18 protein-coding genes are annotated in these 15,741 nt (G+C 68.0%); 13 read left to right on the top strand and 5 right to left on the bottom strand.

Annotated features, from left to right (window positions below):
• Window positions 1-18: 18 nt before the first annotated feature.
• Together ACFQ9K_RS15200 and ACFQ9K_RS15205 are read right to left on the bottom strand one after the other, a co-directional pair.
• Window positions 19-993, bottom strand: a complete 975-nt coding sequence (locus ACFQ9K_RS15200) for a glycosyltransferase family 9 protein (protein WP_378716444.1) — start codon at window positions 991-993, stop codon at window positions 19-21.
• A gap of 134 nt (window positions 994-1,127) precedes the next feature.
• Window positions 1,128-1,847 carry a metallophosphoesterase gene (locus tag ACFQ9K_RS15205; protein ID WP_378716443.1) on the bottom strand — a complete coding sequence of 240 codons (720 nt, stop codon included), beginning with the start codon at window positions 1,845-1,847 and terminating at the stop codon, window positions 1,128-1,130.
• 153 nt (window positions 1,848-2,000) lie between these two features.
• Between ACFQ9K_RS15205 and ACFQ9K_RS15210 the strand changes: the two genes are divergently transcribed.
• On the top strand, window positions 2,001-2,540 hold the full coding sequence (locus ACFQ9K_RS15210; protein WP_378716440.1) for a DUF6328 family protein: 540 nt from the start codon (window positions 2,001-2,003) through the stop codon (window positions 2,538-2,540).
• 3 nt (window positions 2,541-2,543) lie between these two features.
• Here the strand turns inward: ACFQ9K_RS15210 and ACFQ9K_RS15215 are convergent, their stop codons facing one another.
• From ACFQ9K_RS15215 to ACFQ9K_RS15225, 3 genes are all read right to left on the bottom strand, one after another.
• Complete coding sequence (locus ACFQ9K_RS15215; protein ID WP_378716438.1) at window positions 2,544-3,764, bottom strand: glycosyltransferase; 1,221 nt, start codon at window positions 3,762-3,764, stop codon at window positions 2,544-2,546.
• Between the two features lie 159 nt (window positions 3,765-3,923).
• Complete coding sequence (locus tag ACFQ9K_RS15220; protein ID WP_378716437.1) at window positions 3,924-4,067, bottom strand: hypothetical protein; 144 nt, start codon at window positions 4,065-4,067, stop codon at window positions 3,924-3,926.
• 288 nt (window positions 4,068-4,355) lie between these two features.
• Window positions 4,356-4,544, bottom strand: coding sequence for a hypothetical protein (locus ACFQ9K_RS15225; protein WP_378983329.1), 189 nt, complete (start codon window positions 4,542-4,544; stop codon window positions 4,356-4,358).
• On the opposite strand from ACFQ9K_RS15225, the gene ACFQ9K_RS15230 reads away from it, so the two are divergent.
• The 12 genes from ACFQ9K_RS15230 (at window position 4,458) to ACFQ9K_RS15285 (ending at window position 15,734) form a co-directional block, all read left to right on the top strand.
• The gene (locus ACFQ9K_RS15230; protein ID WP_378983221.1) at window positions 4,458-4,751 is read left to right on the top strand and encodes an STAS domain-containing protein; all 294 of its coding nucleotides are present in this window, start codon (window positions 4,458-4,460) and stop codon (window positions 4,749-4,751) included. The two genes, ACFQ9K_RS15225 and ACFQ9K_RS15230, sit on opposite strands and share 87 nt — an antisense overlap.
• Window positions 4,752-4,850: 99 nt before the next feature.
• Window positions 4,851-5,525 carry a PAS and ANTAR domain-containing protein gene (locus ACFQ9K_RS15235; RefSeq protein ID WP_378716559.1) on the top strand — a complete coding sequence of 225 codons (675 nt, stop codon included), beginning with the start codon at window positions 4,851-4,853 and terminating at the stop codon, window positions 5,523-5,525.
• 252 nt (window positions 5,526-5,777) lie between these two features.
• Entirely contained in the window at window positions 5,778-6,128 is a 351-nt protein-coding gene (locus tag ACFQ9K_RS15240; protein WP_378716557.1) for an anti-sigma factor, read from the top strand.
• On the top strand, window positions 6,118-6,903 hold the full coding sequence (locus tag ACFQ9K_RS15245) for an RNA polymerase sigma factor SigF (RefSeq protein ID WP_378716432.1): 786 nt from the start codon (window positions 6,118-6,120) through the stop codon (window positions 6,901-6,903). The genes ACFQ9K_RS15240 and ACFQ9K_RS15245 overlap by 11 nt, the downstream gene beginning before the upstream one ends.
• 461 nt (window positions 6,904-7,364) lie before the next feature.
• Window positions 7,365-7,772 (top strand): hypothetical protein, encoded by a 408-nt coding sequence (locus ACFQ9K_RS15250; protein ID WP_378716430.1) that lies wholly within the window; start codon window positions 7,365-7,367, stop codon window positions 7,770-7,772.
• Between the two features lie 352 nt (window positions 7,773-8,124).
• Window positions 8,125-8,835: a response regulator transcription factor gene (locus tag ACFQ9K_RS15255; protein ID WP_378716427.1), complete on the top strand. Its 711-nt coding sequence runs from the start codon at window positions 8,125-8,127 to the stop codon at window positions 8,833-8,835.
• Window positions 8,822-9,901, top strand: coding sequence for an ATP-binding protein (locus tag ACFQ9K_RS15260; protein ID WP_378716425.1), 1,080 nt, complete (start codon window positions 8,822-8,824; stop codon window positions 9,899-9,901). Before ACFQ9K_RS15255 ends, ACFQ9K_RS15260 begins: the two co-directional genes overlap by 14 nt.
• Before the next feature lie 77 nt (window positions 9,902-9,978).
• Complete coding sequence (gene ectA / locus ACFQ9K_RS15265) at window positions 9,979-10,581, top strand: diaminobutyrate acetyltransferase (RefSeq protein WP_378716423.1); 603 nt, start codon at window positions 9,979-9,981, stop codon at window positions 10,579-10,581.
• Complete coding sequence (gene ectB / locus ACFQ9K_RS15270; RefSeq protein WP_378716420.1) at window positions 10,578-11,855, top strand: diaminobutyrate--2-oxoglutarate transaminase; 1,278 nt, start codon at window positions 10,578-10,580, stop codon at window positions 11,853-11,855. The genes ectA and ectB overlap by 4 nt, the downstream gene beginning before the upstream one ends.
• Window positions 11,852-12,250 carry an ectoine synthase gene (locus ACFQ9K_RS15275; protein WP_378716417.1) on the top strand — a complete coding sequence of 133 codons (399 nt, stop codon included), beginning with the start codon at window positions 11,852-11,854 and terminating at the stop codon, window positions 12,248-12,250. The genes ectB and ACFQ9K_RS15275 overlap by 4 nt, the downstream gene beginning before the upstream one ends.
• A 6-nt stretch (window positions 12,251-12,256) precedes the next feature.
• The gene (gene thpD, locus ACFQ9K_RS15280; RefSeq protein WP_378716416.1) at window positions 12,257-13,162 is read left to right on the top strand and encodes an ectoine hydroxylase; all 906 of its coding nucleotides are present in this window, start codon (window positions 12,257-12,259) and stop codon (window positions 13,160-13,162) included.
• Between the two features lie 520 nt (window positions 13,163-13,682).
• Window positions 13,683-15,734 (top strand): AMP-binding protein, encoded by a 2,052-nt coding sequence (locus tag ACFQ9K_RS15285; protein WP_378725592.1) that lies wholly within the window; start codon window positions 13,683-13,685, stop codon window positions 15,732-15,734.
• The last annotated feature ends 7 nt before the right edge of the window (window positions 15,735-15,741 follow it).

Raw genomic sequence — 15,741 nt, forward strand, 5'->3', positions numbered from 1 at the left:
TACCCGGACCGCGGCGGCTCAATCGGTGGCGCGTAGTACCTGTTCGGTGGCCGAGACGATCGCGATGTCCGGAATGGCGTCCAGACCGTGCCGTCCGGAAGGCGCGCTCTGATCGCCGAGCACGATGGTCGGCACGCCGTAGGGCGCCCAGCGCCGAGCCGGCACGACCGGCGCGAACAGCGAGACGACGGGCGTCGCGACCGCGGCGGCCAACGGGGCGGCGCCGGTGTTCGGCGCGACCACCGCGTCGGCGTCGCGCAGCACGGCGGCGAAGCAGGCCAGATCGGTGGCCCCGCCGAGGTCACGGGCGTGCCCGTCGGCGACGGTGTCGGTGAGCGCCCGTTCGGCGGCGCTGCCGGTGACCACCACGCGGTGTCCCGCTTCGGCCAGCGCGGCGGCGACCTGCCTACTGCGCGGCGCGGACATCCGCCGACTCGGCTCGGCGGCACCCGGATGCAGCACGACATAGCCTGGGCCGCCAGTCAATTCGGCGACCTCGGGCAGATCCTGGCGGACCCGCAGGCGCGGTGCCACCGGCGGATAACCGGCCGCCACGGCCAGCGACAACGCCCGAATCTGCTCCGGCATATCGTTGTTCACGCGATGGCGGACATCGAGCAGCGCGCCGGCCTCGTCGGTGGTGATCGCGCTGATCCGCGGCACCCCCGCCATCCGGAGCAACAGGGCCAGCGGCAGCGGGGACTGGTGCGCCGAGGTGCTGATGATCGCCTCGTCCGGCGCCAGCATCCGCACGCACTCGATCAGGGCGCGCACGGCCGCGCCGGTCAGCGGGGGCGGATCGGCTTCCACCCAGGCCGCCTCGAATTGCAGCACGCGGTCCACGCCGGGCAGCAGCGCGGCGGCCGAACTGCCGCGCGGGCCGGCCAGGAAGGTGACCGTTTCGGCGCGGCGGGCGATCGAGCGCACGGCGGGTCCGGCGAGCAGGACGTCACCCGCGCTGTCCAGGCGCGCTACCAGCACGTGGCCGGTCATCGGCGCGGCACCGTCCGGTGCGCGGCGTGGGTGCGCGGCCAGGCCGCCCCGGTCGTTTCGGTCGTCGGAGCATCCATGGGGGACGGGTGCCCTGGTCGGGAAATCCGAAACGTGCGTTCGCCATGAATGGCGGATCAGACTGCGGCGGGCTGCAATTCGTAGACCCGGTAGGCGGCCTGGATGACCGGCCTGGCGACATTGCGGACCGGGACGCCGCCCGGGGTGAGGCCGTGCTCGCTGCCCGAGTGCGCGTGGCCGTGCACCGCGAGATCGGCGCCGAACTCGTCGATCGCCTCGCCGAGCAGGTAGGAGCCGAGGAACGGGTAGAGCTCGGCAGGCTCGCCGAGCAGCGTGCCGGTGACGGGGGAGTAGTGGGTGAGCGCGATGGTGACGTCGGTGCCGAGCTCGGCCAGCGCCGAACCCAGCGATGCCGCCAGATCGATTGTGTGTCCGGCGAATTCGCGCATCAGGCGTTCGCCGAAGACGCCAGCGCACCGGCCGGCGTAGCCGCCGCCGAAGCCCTTGGTGCCGGCCACGCCGAGGGTCCGGCCGTCGAGTTCGAGCGTGGTCGCCGTGCCCTCCAGAACGGTGATGCCGTGGTCGGTCAGCAGTTTCGCGATATCGGCGTCGGCATCGCTGTGATGATCATGGTTGCCGAGCACCGCGACCACCGGTAGGCCGAGGTCGCCGAATTCGGCCGCCACCACCCGTGCCTCGGCCAGCCTGCCGTGCTCGGTCAGGTCGCCCGCCAGGAGCAGCACGTCCGCCCGCTCGGGCAGTTCGCGCAGCTCAGGGCGCAACCGGCCGGTTGACCCGAGGCCGAAATGGACATCGCCGATCGCCGCGATCCGCATGAGGGTTCAACTCTCTCCGTCTTCGATGGGCTGGACGCCTGCGTCCGGGAGCGCGATCCGGTGATACCCGGTGGCCGGCCGGTTAATCGTCGCCGGATCGGGTATCCGCCCAGGTGCGCAACCGCCGGTCGGGGGAAGACAAGTAGGTGATCGATGATGGAATCGTCAGGGCGAACACGGGGCAAGGTGGTGCTCGGCGACGACGACGCCTGGAATCAGGATGCGCGTGGCGAGACCGGAACCGAACGGCTGGACCGCAATTGGAGCACGCTCATCCAGGAACTGCGGGTGGTGCAGACCGGGGTGCAATTCTTGATCTCGGCGCTGCTGATCGTGCCGTTCCAGGCGTCGTTCGGGACGCTGTCGCATTCGTTGCGGGTGCTGTATCTGATCACCCTCTGCGCCGCGATCGGCGCGACGGTGTTCCTGGTCGCGCCGGTGTCCTGGCATCGGATCCTGTTCCGCCGGCATCGGCTCGGCAATGTGGTCGCCGCGGCGCACCGGTGTGCGATGGCCGGCATCGCCCTGCTCGGCATCGCGTTGACCGGGGCGATGGTGCTGGTGGTGAGCATGGTCGCCGGTACCATCGGCGGGGTGCTCGCCGGCCTGACCGTCGCGGCGCTGTTCCTGGTGGCGTGGCTGCTCGCGCCGTGGCTCTGGCGCGGGTCCAGCGCACCCGCCGAGGATCGCTGACGGTCAGCGGGCCGAAACCACGTCTGCCGCTTGGGCGGGCGCGCCGCGGTGATAGGCGGTCAGGGTTTCGAGGGCGACGTGATCCCACGCATACCGGCTGGCGGCGCGCTGATAGCCTGCCGCGCCCCAGGTTTCGCGCAGGGTCCGGTCGTCGAGCAGCTGGCGGACCGCCCTGGCCACGGTGAGCGGATCCGGCGGCGCGACGAGCCGCCCGGTGACGCCGTCGACGATGGTGTCGAGCAGGCCGCCGACGGCGGTGGCCACCACCGGTTTCCGGCTGGCCATCGCCTCCAGGGGGACCATGCCGAACGGCTCGTACTGGGGCGTGCACAGCACCACGTCGGCCGAGCGGTACCAGCGCGGCAGTTCGGCGCGGCGGACGTGCCCGAGCATCCGAAGCCGTTCCTGCACACCGTAATCCATCGCGAGCCTGCGCAGCCGCCTGCCCTCGCTGTCGTCCTCGATGTCGTCGCCGACCGGCCCGCCGGCGATCACCAGTTCGGTGTCCGGAAGTTCCTGCAGGGCCTTGATCGCGACGTCGAATCCCTTGCGCGGCACCAATCTCCCCACCGACAGCACGCGGTGCATCCGTTGCCGCTGACCGCGCTCGGCGGCCGGGCCCTCGGGGGTGAAGGCAGACAGGTCCACCCCGCTCGGCACGGTGGAGATGCGGAAGCGGGGAACGCCCATCCTGGTCAGCTCCATCACCTCGTCCGAGCTGGTGGCGACGATATGTGCCGCGCGCCCGGCGATCAGCCGCTCGAACCGGATGCGCGAGCGCGGGCTGGTGTCGGCGAGACCCTGATGGCGACGGCGCACGGTGCCGAGCGCGTGGAAGGTGACCACCACCGGAATCCCGTGGGCGCGGGCGGCCAATTCCGCTGCGAGCCCGGACATCCAGAAGTGCGCGTGCACGATGTCCGGCGTGTCCAGACCCCATTGGCGTTGCAGGAAGGTGCCGAAATCGCCTAGGAACGGCAGACTTTGGTCGCGTGGCAGCGGTTCGACCGGGCCCGCGGTCACGTGCACCACGCGGTAGCCCGCGTCGGTGAGAATCTCGGGCGGGACGTTCGGATTCTCCCGCCGGGTGTACACGGTGACCTGGTGTCCGCGCCGCGCGTACGCCGCGGCCAGCTCCGCGACATGGACGTGCTGGCCGGTCGCGGTGGTCGCGCCGTGCGCGTCGAGCGGGCTGGCGTGTTCGGAAACCATGGCAATCTTCACGATGTGCTCCGTTCTCACCGCGGGTGATCGGCCGGCGGCGACGCCGCACGGTGCCCGCGACCAGGCATCGCGTGGCATGCGTCGAATTCGGGTATGCCCCAGGTATGCCCGTGTGAGCGGGTGTGAAACCCGTGAGCCTGCTTGGCAATACGGACGCGGTCAGATGGTCGACACGACGATCCCGATCGCGACCGCGGTGCACACGACCACCAGCAGCATCGTCGCGATCATCGCGGCGGGGCCGGTCCCGGAGAACAGGTTGTTGGTCGGCTGCTCGGTGGTCGTGCTCGGGTCGGGGTCCATGTATATGGCGTACCCAGCCGGCAAGATCGGCAACCCCCGAGGCCGGGTAACGGGTGACTTTGTGACATCGGCTACGGACCGTGCAACACTGTAGGGAGGTTGAGACTACAGCCGACCCCGGTTCGACGTTCGGGCGCAGCACACCCGCCGAAAACCGGTCGATGGAATCGTAGTGGCAACCTATTCGCCGGTTGTCCGCTGCCATTTCGCCCATCGGCCGGACCTGTCGCGACGGACTGGTATTTCCCCCCTTTAACGGGAGGTTCAGTTATGTCCGCTAGATCCGCTCTACATGAGCACGCCGAGGGCGTGCACCTGAACGGCTCGGGGCCGCAGCCCCATGATGGTCACGCCTGGGCGCAACGCGTAGATCGCCGCAATGAATGCGTGGTGGTTCGTGTCGAAGGCGAATTGGACGCGGCCGCTTCTCCGCAATTCTTCGCCACCGTCGAACGAGCGGTTCGATCGAACTGTCACGCTGTGGTCATCGATCTGCGGGCGGCGCGGTTCCTGAGCCTCCGGGCCGCCGGTGCGCTGGGTGCGGTGCGGCAGCGAGCCGCCTGCGACGGCACCGATGTGCGTATCGTGGCCGGTCGGCAGCCGATCGAGCGGTCGCTCGAGATCTCCGGAGTGCGGCAGCTGTTCCGGCGCTACCCGTCTATGCGTGCCGCACTGGACGCCTGAGAACCGACCGATTCGCCGACGGCGCCGAGTCCGGCGTGGCGCGCGCCGATCTGGTCGCGTGGCGTGCGCCGACGACGGATACTTGGCGCTGTGACTGAAATGGGGCCGGTCCAGCCCGAGGATTCGCGTGCGCTGGACCGGGTGATCGGATTAGGGACACCACAGAGTGTCGGCAGTTTTCGTTTCTGGTTCGCCGATCAGCGTTGGGAATGGTCGGACGAGGTCGCCACGATGCACGGCTATTCGCCCGGAAGCGTGGTCCCGACCACCGATCTGCTGCTGACCCACAAACACCCCGACGATCGCGCCCAGGTGGCCAACGCATTGGCCAAATCCATCAATGACGGAGAGCCGTTCTCCAGCCGGCACCGGGTCATCGACACGGCCGGCGAGATCCACCACGTCATCGTGGTCGCCGATCATCTCTTCGATGACGACGGCCGGGTCGCGGGCACCGCCGGCTACTACATCGATGTGACCGACACCCTCGAGCACCACCGGCAGGAGGCGCTGGACGACGCGCTGCCCGAACTGTGGGCCTCGCGCGCGGTGATCGAGCAGGCCAAGGGTGCGGTGATGCTGGTCTACGGGGTCAGTTCGGAGCAGGCCTTCCGGGTGCTCAGCTGGCGTTCGCAGGAGACCAACATCAAGCTGCGCACCCTGGCCTCGCGCCTGGTCGCCGACCTCGGTTCACTGACCGGTTCGACCGTGGGCCTGCGCACCCAATTCGATCACCTGCTGCTGACCGCGCACGAGCGGATCGACGTGAGCTGATCTCGCGCGCACGTTTCGGGGGCACCGCGGCGGGTACGCCGGTACCGATGAGGAGCACTGCGGCCTCGACGTTGTGGCCGGTCGCGGTGTCGGACGGCGGGCCAGGAGAACTCGGATCGACGGTTGCCCGGCGTTCCCGGGTTCGGCTGCGAGAGCAAGGTGGTGATGGGCATGGGGGAATGGACTTCCCGATCCTCAACGGAAACAACAACAATCGGTGTCCGAATCCCCGCGCAGTTGGAGCAGCTGACCATGCTGCGCGCGCTCGCCGAGACCGTCGCACTCATCGCCGATTTCGCGCTGGACGAGGTCACCGATATCCGGCTCGCGCTCGACGAGGTCGCCACCTCGCTGATTCTGGACGCGGTGCCAGGGTCCAGCCTGGAGTGCGAATTCACCTATGACACGAACCAGATGTTCGTCCATGTCGCCTCGGTGGCCGCGTCGGAATCGGTAGTGGGCCAAGCCGGTTTCGGCTGGCATATCGTGCGCACGCTCACCCATTCCATCACCGCCACGCAAGCCCCGTTCGACGGCGCCCGGTCCGGTTATCCGACTGTCGTCGAGTTCAGCTGGATCCGAGGGGCGGCGGATGGCAGATGAATCGAGAACACGCGGTGACAGCTACGACAACATCGAGCCGCTGTTCGAGAAGATCGCCGCGCTCGCGCCGGACGACCCGCGCCGGGAGGCGATGCGGGCGGAGCTGATCGGGCGGTGCCTGCCGCTGGCCGAACACATCGCACGCAAATTCGCCGGGCGCGGAGAGAATTTCGACGATCTGCTCCAGGTGGCACGGCTCGGCCTGGTGCAGGCCGCCGACCGGTTCGACGTCACCCGCGGCTCCTCGTTCCTGGCGTTCGCGGTGCCGACCATCATGGGCGAGGTGCGCAGGCACTTCCGGGACAATACCTGGTCGGTGCGAGTCCCGCGGCGCACCAAGGAGATCCAGCTCAGCATCGGCGCGACGGTGGAGGCGCTCTCGCAGCGGCTCGGGCGGATGCCGAGGGCCAGGGAGATCGCCGAGGAGCTGGACGTCGACCTGGTCGAGGTCACCCAGGCCCTGATCGCCGGCAACGCCTATCAGTCCTCGTCCATCGACGCGGTGGCCGGCGACGATATCGAGAACGCACCGCTGCCGCTGCTGGAAAGCCTTGGGGCGGAGGAGCCCTCCTACCATCTGGTGGAGGACTTCCTCGCCGTTCGGCCGTTGATCGAAGAGCTGCCCGAGCGTGAGCGTCAGGTACTGATCATGCGGTTCTTCGAGAACAAGACGCAGACCCAGATCGCGGACGTGCTGGGCGTGTCCCAGATGCACGTCTCGCGAATTCTCTCGCGAACCCTGAATGAACTGCGCGAGCAGGCATTACGCGATTGAGACGGTGAAACACCGGCGATCAGAGCGGGTTCGGGGGAACCGGCTCGTTCGGCGGAAACGGTTCGCCAGGTTCCGGCACCGGGGGGATCGGCCGCGGTCCGCCGGGGTTGGGCGGAGCCGGCGCCGGGTCGGGCCCGGGAACCGGCGGCACCGGGTCCGGCGGCGCGGGCGCGGGGTCGGGCCCCGGTACCGGCGGGATGGGGCTGGGTTCTGGAGCTACTGGACTGGTCATCTGATTCCTCCTCGCGTCCGAGTTACCCATCCGCACCCGGCTGAATCGGTGGCGAGCAGCGCGCCGCTGTCGGTGACCCTGCGCACAGACCGGCTGCCGGTCAGCGGTTTTCGGGCCGCGTATGCCCGATTCCGCCGGTCGGGTGCCGGATTGGCGGTTTGCGCGAAGTTGGCGCCGGGTACCAAAAGGGGAACCGGACATACGATGCCGACGGCTCAGGAGCTCGTTTATGAACGAACACCGACTAGGCACCCGGAATCCGTACGCCGGATCGGGGAGCTCGAGGTCGCCGAAGTACCTGCCGGAATTGCAGTCCCCGGAGCGGATGGCGCGCACCCGTGCGACGAACGTGGAGCGCACGCGCGTCACCCAGAATCACGACATCATCCGGCAGTGGGCGGAGCGTCGCGGCGCCCGCCCCGCGACCATGCCGGGCAGCGAGGACGACGGTCATCTTCGGGTGCTGCGCTTCGATTTTCCCGGTTACGGAGGCGCGGTGCTGCGGCCGGTGGATTGGGACGAGTGGTTCGCCACCTTCGATGAGCGGCACCTGCATTTCCGCTACCAGGATCGGCGGGCGGATGGGACGCCGAGCAATTTCAATCGCCTGGAACGTCCGACGCGCGAGGATCGCTGAGGCCGCGGTAGCTCCGGACGGACGGGTGTGGTGAACAGCCGATGGCATCGATGTGTCAGGTGTCACGTAACGGTTGCGTAACGGAGTGGGTGGGTACAGGGTGGATGAGACGAGCCAGGCTGTTGAACGTGCGTCCAGTTAACGTTTACCGAACGGTCTGTACGGGTATTGGAACCTCGGCAAGTGGCTCGAACAGCGGAATGTCGCGTCGGTATGGGGATGCGAATTTCCGTATCGCGGCGCGCGTCCGCGTGTCTGCAAAGGATGGGTATTTGAGCGAGCGCAGCGAGGGATCGAAGGGTACAACCGCGCCCGCGGTCATGCCGGAACCGAGCATCGGCGAGGTGCGGGCATGAGCGCGAACCTGATGATCGTCGAAGACGACGACCGGGTCCGTAGCGCGCTGCGGCTCGCCATGGAGGACGAAGGCTACGACGTCGAAGAGGCCCAGGAGGCCGAGGACGCGCTCACCCATCTGCGCAGCAACGGTGCCCCCGACGTGATGATCGTCGACCTGATGCTCGGCGGGATGGACGGCTTCGACTGCATCCGGGAGATCCGTCGCGAGCACGATGTGCCGATCATCGTGGTCAGTGCCCGCGACGATACCCACGATGTGGTGGCCGCGCTGGAGGCGGGCGCCGACGATTTCGTGACGAAACCGTTCGAGATCAAGGAGATCACCGCGCGCATGCGGGCCGTGCGCCGCCGGGCCAGGACCGCGGTGGAGCGGGACGCACCGCACGAGATGGTGCTCGACGCCGACCCGGTCGCCCCGCTGGTGCTCGCGCCGGACGCCGGCGTGGTCCGCCGCGGCGACGACGAGATCCGGCTCACGCTCACCGAGTTCCGGCTGCTGTGCGAGCTGGCCGAGGCGCCGGGGCGGGTGCTCAGCCGCACCGTGCTGCTCGAACGTGTCTGGGACCAAGGGTTTTTCGGCGACGAGCGGATCGTCGACGTGCACCTGCGCAGGCTGCGCACCAAGATCGAACGGGATCCGTCCGATCCGCATATCGTGGTGACCGTGCGCGGGCTCGGCTACCGACTCGATGTCCAGCGCTGAGCGCTGGTTCGATCCGAAACGCTGGAGTCTGCGCGGCCGGGTGACGGCCATGTCCGCGGCGATCGCCGCGCTCATGTCGCTGGTGCTCGTCGTGTCGGTGTTCACCATCAGCCGCAGCTATCTGGAACACGCGCAGACCGGCGGCACCGACCTGCAGTCGAACCTGAATCTGTTGCGCAACGTGCTGATCGGCTGCGCCGTGGTGGTGACGCTGATCGGCGCCGGGGTGGGCTGGTGGGCGAGCAGGCGGGTGCTGACGCCGCTGCACCAGCTGGCCGGCGCGGCGGCCGAGATCGCTTCCGGCGACCTGGATCTGCGCCTGCCCGCCACCCGCGATCAGGACCTCGCCACCACGGTGGAGTCGTTCAACAGCATGGTCGATTCGCTGCAGCGCCGGATCGAACGCGAGCATCGGCTCTTCGGCGACGTCAGTCACGAATTGCGTACGCCGCTCACCACTTTGACGGCCGGCGTGGACGTGCTCAACCGGCACCGCACGGATCTGCCGGAACGTTCGCAGCGCGCGCTCGGCCTGGTCACCGCGGAGGTGGACCATCTGCGCGGGCTGCTCGACGATCTGCTGGCCCTGGCGCGGGTCGAGGCGGGCATGCACCGCGGCGACATGGAACCGCTGTCGGTGCGCGACCTGTTGCGGCACACACTCGCCGAGCGGCGCTACGCGCCGGGACTGCTGACCGTCGCCGAGGACGTCGTAGTGCGCGGCCGCAAGCTCGAATTGGAACGCGCGGTGGGCAATTTGCTGCGCAACGCCGATCTGCACGGCGGCGGTGTCGTCGAGGTCCGCGCGGATCGGGCGGACGGCGCCGCCGTGATCGTGGTGGACGACGCGGGACCGGGCGTGCCGCCCGCGGACCGGGTCCGCATCTTCGAACGTTTCGCCACCGCGCGCAGCGGCAGGCGCTCGGCGACCGGCACGGGCATCGGGCTCGCGCTGGTGACCGAGACCGTGGTCAAGCACGGCGGCCGGGTCGCCTGCACCGAGCGGCCGGGCGGCGGCGCGCGGTTCGTCGTCACCTTGCCGGGGATCGACGCAATCGAGTCGTAACACAACCGTAAAGAACTCGACCAGGTCACCTCAACGTTGAGTCGTAAGCCTGGATAAGTACTACCGACGGGAGTTGTATGCCACTGCCAACGTTGAACACCGCGGAGATCGAACGATCACGCGTCGTACAGGCCGCAGCCGCACTTGGCTCCACCCAGACCACTCCGCGACCCGAGCCCGCCGCGACCTTGCGTGCGCCCGGTGTCGAAGACGGTGCCCAGTTGTGGCGGATCGCGAAGGACTCGGCCGTGCTCGACACCAATTCGAGCTACGCCTACGTGCTGTGGTGCCGCGACTTCGCGGCCACCTCGGTGGTCGCCGAGGTGCAGGGCCGGGTGATCGGTTACGTGATCGGCTTCGTCCGGCCGCAGGCGCCGGACACCGTGTTCGTCTGGCAGGTAGCCGTCGATCGGGCGCAGAAGGGCAAGGGAATCGGTGCGCGGCTGCTGCACACCTTGCTCGACAATGTTGCCGCCCAGGGTGTTTCCCAGCTGGAGACGACGATCTCGCCGGACAACGCCGCATCCATCGCCCTGTTCAGCTCGGTGGCCCGGCGTCGCGACGCCCGAATCACCAAGCGCCCCTTGTTCGACGCGGGTGTCTTCCCGGACAGCCACGCGCCCGAGGATCTCTATCTCATCGCACCGAACGCTCGCACAACGCAGGAGGACCACCGATGATCAACGCCGACACGAGCATTTTCGAGAGCCTGGAATCGAATGTCCGCGGCTACTGCCGCAATTGGCCGACCGTGTTCACCAAGGCCAAGGGCGCCTGGTTACGCGACGAAGACGGCAACGACTTCCTCGACTTCTTCGCCGGCGCGGGTGCGCTGAACTACGGCCACAACAACGACGTGCTCAAGCAGCCCCTGCTGGACTACATCGCCGGCGACGGCATCACGCACGGCCTGGACATGTCGACCACGGCCAAGCGGGAGCTGCTGACCACCCTGCGCGATACCCTGTTCGTGCCCCGCGGCCTGGACTACAAGGTGCAGTTCCCCGGCCCGACGGGCGCCAACGCGGTCGAGGCCGCGCTCAAACTGGCCCGCAAGATCACCGGCCGCGAGACCATCGTCAGCTTCACCAACGCCTTCCACGGCATGACCCTCGGCGCCCTGTCGGTCACCGGCAACGCGGCCAAGCGGGCCGGCGCGGGCGTGCCGCTGGTGCACGCGGCGCACATGCCCTACGACGGCTACTTCGACGGCACCACGGCCGACTTCCAGTGGATGGAAAAGGTTTTGGACGACACGTCGTCGGGCTTCGACCGCCCGGCCGCGGTGATCGTCGAGACGGTGCAGGGCGAGGGCGGGGTGAATGTCGCTCGGGCCGAATGGCTTCGGCATCTGGCCGGGCTGTGCGAGGCGCGGGAGATCCTGCTGATCGTCGACGACGTCCAGATGGGTTGCGGCCGTACGGGCCCGTTCTTCTCCTTCGAGCTGGCCGGCATCACTCCGGACATCGTCACGCTGTCCAAGTCGATCGGCGGCTACGGGCTGCCGATGGCGCTGGTGCTGTTCAAGTCCGAGCTCGACCAGTGGTCGCCGGGGGAGCACAACGGCACCTTCCGCGGCAACAACCCGGCCTTCGTCACGGCGTCGGTCGCGTTGCGGCACTACTGGTCCGACGGCACGTTGCAGGCCTCGACGCTGGCCAAGGGCGAGCGGGTCGCCCGGACGCTCGGCGAGCTCGCCGAGCGCGTCCCCGGACTGTCGACCCGCGGTCGCGGCCTGGTGCAGGGCGTGGTGTTCGACGACGCGTCGCAGGCGAGCAAGGTCTGCCAGGTCGCGTTCGAGCGCGGCCTGCTGGTGGAAACCTCGGGTTCCACCGACGAGGTGGTGAAGTTGTTGCCGCCGTTGACAATTACCGATCAGGAACTGGACCACGGGCTCGGCATCCTCACCGGTGCCGTGGACACCGTGTGCAGTGGAATGGGAGCGATCGCATGATCGTACGCAGCACCGAAGAGATCACCGGTACCGAACGTGATGTGGCAGGCGAGGGCTGGCGCAGCAAGCGCATCATCCTCGGCGGCGACGGCGTGGGCTTCTCGTTCCACGAGACGACCATCGCCGCGGGCACCACGCACGAGTTCCACTATCGGTACCATGTGGAAGCGGTATGGCTGATCGAGGGAACGGGCAGCCTCACCGATCTCGACAACAACGTCACCTACGTGCTCGAGCCGGGTTCGATGTATCTGCTGGACGGACACGAACGGCACCGCCTGGAGGCCCGCACCCAGATGCGGATGATGTGCGTGTTCAATCCACCGGTCACCGGGCAGGAGGTCCACGACAGTAGCGGCGCGTACCCGTTGGTCGCCGCGACGATCGGGGGATAGCTCAGGATGGTATTGCTGCACACGGAAACTCGACCCCACACCGGCCCGGCCGATCGCTACCCGACTCGGTTGAGCACGCCCGGCGCACATCTGGATCGCAAGGATCCGACGGTGTGGGGCCGGGTCGAGACCCCGGCGCTGGCGAACTTCGACACCGACGGCTTCGCCAGTATCGACGATCTGCTGACCCCCACCGAGGTGGCCGATTTCTCCGCCGAGATCGGCAGGCTCGCCGGCGACCCGTCGTTGCGCGACGACGAGCGGGTGATCGTGGAGAAGTCGTCGAAGCGCGTGCGTTCGGTCTTCGAGGTGCACCGGCTCAGCGCCGCCATCGCGGACCTGACCAGGGAGTCCCGGATCGCCGGGCTGGCCCGGCAGATCCTCGGTTCGGAGGTCTACATTCACCAGAGCCGGGTGAACTACATGCCCGGTTTCCGCGGTACCGGTTTCTACTGGCACTCGGACTTCGAGACCTGGCACGCCGAGGACGGCATGCCCGCGCCGCGCGCGGTCAGCCTGTCCATCGCGCTCACCGACAACTACCCGATCAACGGCAGCCTGATGGTGATGCCCGGCTCGCATCGCACGTTCGTGCCCTGCCTGGGCAGCACACCCGCCGAGCATTACCGGGAGTCGTTGCAGGAGCAGGAGATCGGCGTCCCGACCCAGGACGACATCACCACGCTGGCGAACACCTACGGGATCAGCCAGTTCACCGGGCGGGCCGGATCGGCGCTGCTGTTCGACTCGAATCTGATGCACGGTTCGTCGAACAACATCACCCCGTTCCCGCGCTCGAACATCTTCCTGGTGTTCAACAGCGTGGAGAACACGCTGGTGGAGCCGTTCGCGGCGCCCGCCCCGCGCCCGGGTTACATCGGCAGCCGCGACTTCACGCCGCTGTCCGCCTGATTCGCGCATCGAAGGCGCCCTGTCGGTCCGTTCGCCGGACCGAAGGGCGCCTTCGCGCTCGGCGCGCGTCCCGCGCGCATCGGCGGTACGATCCTCTCGGTCATCCGCTGCTGACGCCGCACGCAGCCGGATTCGCCCCAGTTCCCGCCGACCCGCCAAAAGTTCTTCGGGCGTGTGCAATGTTCTGGCCAACCTGACGCGGTTGGCGTTCGCCACAAGATCACTCACCGGCCCGGTGCCGTCTGATCGGGCCGGGAGACCGATCCGGTCACCGACGGACAGTGCGCGCGTGGCCTTCTCGTTCCGCTAACCGATCGTGGCTGGCCCGGAGGCCTTTTCGGACAATTTGTGCAGAGTGCCGTCGGGTGCCCGCATTGTGCACAAACATGGGCAATCGACCAATTTCACGGCAAATCATGAGCAACTCCGATCGCTCTTGACCTAATTGTTACCGCTGGGTACAACTACGTAACCATGCCGACCCATACCGCTCGGTCGGCCCAGGAAGAAATGCACGCAGTTGGTAACGGACGTCATCACTATCGATGCGGAGTTCGCGGCCGCACGAAAAGCACTGTGGGACTTTTTCCTGGACCCGCAGACCTACACCCGGATGTTTCGCGGAATCGGAGGTTGCGAACGCGCGGAAACCTCGGACACGCACCCCGTGCTGCTGATCCGGGCGCGCCACGACGGCAACGAGCTCACCGTGCCCGCGCTGCGCCTCGTCGTCGGCAAGGAGCTGGAAACCTTCGAGCTACAGTGCCCGGGATTGGGCAGTTTCGCCGCGGTACGACTACGCGGCGAGCAGGAACAGACTCGGATCACCATCACCTACTTCGGTGCCGCGCGGATCCATCCGTGGATTGCCGAGCGGGACAACGAGGACGTGATCGACTGGACCATGGCCGGGCTGGAGCGTATCGCCGACGCGATTCTCGGCACCCCGACCTCGGTACTGGTCAACGGCGAGGAGTCGGGGGCGAAGCAGCAGGTCGGTACCCTGAAACAAATGGTGGCGACCGGTGTCGTGCGCACCTACCGGCCGGATCGCGCGCTCAAACAGGTGGGCGGGCTGGCCAAGTGGGGGTTCACCCTGGCCGGCGGTTACGCGGCCGCCGCCGGGCACTCGCCGAATCGGCTGGCCGTGGTGGACGACGTGTCCGCTTACACGTTCGGTCAAATGCACGATCGCACACACAAACTCGCGTCGGCGCTGACCTTGCTCGGCATCGGCGCGCGGGACAAAATCGGGCTACTCTCGCGCAATCGCGTGGCGATGGTCGAATGCATGGTTGCCACCGGCAAACTCGGGGTGGACACGGTGCTGCTCAACACCGGGCTGTCGGCCCGCCAGATCGAGGACGTCGCCGATCGGCACGGGCTGTCCGCGGTGTTCCTCGACGACGAGTACGACGACTCGACCAAGTACATCCCGGCCGAGGTGCCGCGGTTCGCGACCGGCCGGGAGTCCCGGTTCGACCGCAATACCGTCGACGACCTGATCGCGCTGGACGCGCCGACGTTTTCCCGGCCGTCGCATCCGGGCCGGCTGATCGTGCTCACCTCCGGCACCAGCGGCACGCCCAAGAGCGCACAACGCCCGCAGCCCAAGGGATTCGGCACCGTCGCGGCGCTGCTGTCGCGGATTCCGTTGCGGATGGACGAGACCATGCTCATCCCCGCGCCGCTGTTCCACACCTGGGGATTGGCGGCGTTGCAGATCAGCACGCCGATCCGGGCGAGTGTGGTGCTGCCGGAACGGTTCGACGCCGAGGACAGCCTGCGGTTGATCGAAGAGCATCGGGTCACCTCGCTGATCGTGGTGCCGGTGATGGTGAACCGAATCCTGGATCTGCCCGCGCACATTCGCGATCGCTACGACACCTCCAGCCTGCGGGTGGTCGCCAGTTGTGGTGCGCCCCTTGCCGGTCCGGCGGTGTTGAAGTTCATGGACAGCTTCGGTGATGTGCTCTACAACGTCTACGGTTCGACCGAGGTGTCCTGGGCGACCATCGCCGACCCGGCCGATCTGCGCGCCGCGCCGACCACCGCGGGCCGGCCGCCGCTCGGCACGAAACTCGCTGTGCTGGACCAGGATCTGCGTCCGGTGCCGCGCGGGGTCACGGGTCGCATCTTCGTGCTGAACCACATGCTGTTCGACGGTTACACCGACGCCAAGCCGCCCACCGAGTGGGGCGGCATGCTCGACACCGGCGACCTCGGTTACCTCGACGCGGACGGGCTGCTGTTCGTGGCGGGCCGGGACGACGAGATGATCATCTCCGGCGGCGAGAACGTCTTCCCGCGTCCGGTGGAGGAGGCGCTGTCGCATCTGCCGCAGGTCAGCGAGGTCGCGGTGGTCGGCGTGCCGGACAAGGAGTACGGCCAGCGCCTCGCCGCGTTCGTGGTGACCAGGGAGGGGTTCGGGCTGGACCGGGACATGGTCTGCAACTACATCCGGCATCGGCTCAGCCGGTTCTCGGTGCCGCGCGACGTGACGTTCCTGGAGGCGCTGCCGCGCAACGCGACTGGAAAGATCCTGAAGCGCACGCTGATTCAGCCGAGCTGAGCCGGCG

Origin of the sequence: Nocardia sp. NPDC056564 (genome assembly GCF_042793755.1) — a bacterium.
Taxonomy (GTDB): Bacteria; Actinomycetota; Actinomycetes; order Mycobacteriales; family Mycobacteriaceae; genus Nocardia.